This window comes from Pseudoalteromonas sp. GW168-MNA-CIBAN-0100 (assembly GCF_040309225.1).
Lineage (GTDB): Bacteria > Pseudomonadota > Gammaproteobacteria > Enterobacterales > Alteromonadaceae > Pseudoalteromonas > Pseudoalteromonas arctica.
In genome coordinates this window covers 1-522 of the sequence record NZ_JBEOOL010000097.1, presented here as the reverse complement: position 1 = coordinate 522, position 522 = coordinate 1, and the positions used below count along the sequence as shown (strand labels likewise).

Genomic DNA, 522 nt, shown 5'->3' with positions numbered 1-522 from the left:
CAAATAGACTTCGAGTCGACATTAGCGCACCAAGCACTCGCCAAATTATTGAGCGTACTGTGACACCTTGCACCCACCAAGTTTACTTGGTCACGGGATTCACCGACATGCGAAAATCAATCAATGGGTTAAGTATTATTGTCAGCGATACCCTATCTCTCGATCCTTTAAGCCAAGCGTGGTTCGTTTTTTGTAATAAACAACGCGATAAATTAAAAATTTTGTTTTGGGATACCAATGGTTTTTGGCTTTATTATCGTCGCTTAGAGCAAGGACGATTTCAATGGCCAAATCATGCTCAAGCACACGTAGCCATGGGGATTGAACAACGGCAGTTACAATGGTTATTATCTGGCTTACCGGTAAATAATAAAACCCGCCACTCAACTTTATCAGGGTTATCAGTGATGTAAATTAACCAGATCGTTTTTTTTACTTGAACGATCTTTCCCATGTGTCATGCTATTAAAATGCCAGACACTATTCTCATCACCGAACTACAAAATCAGCTTGCACTTATGC

1 protein-coding gene is annotated in these 522 nt (G+C 40.4%); it reads left to right on the top strand.

Annotated elements, in window-relative coordinates; all coding sequences use genetic code 11:
* On the top strand, positions 1-413 hold a 413-nt coding region (tnpB, locus tag AAEY62_RS20175), incomplete at its 5' end, for an IS66 family insertion sequence element accessory protein TnpB (protein ID WP_350635948.1).
* Between the last annotated feature and the right edge of the window lie 109 nt (positions 414-522).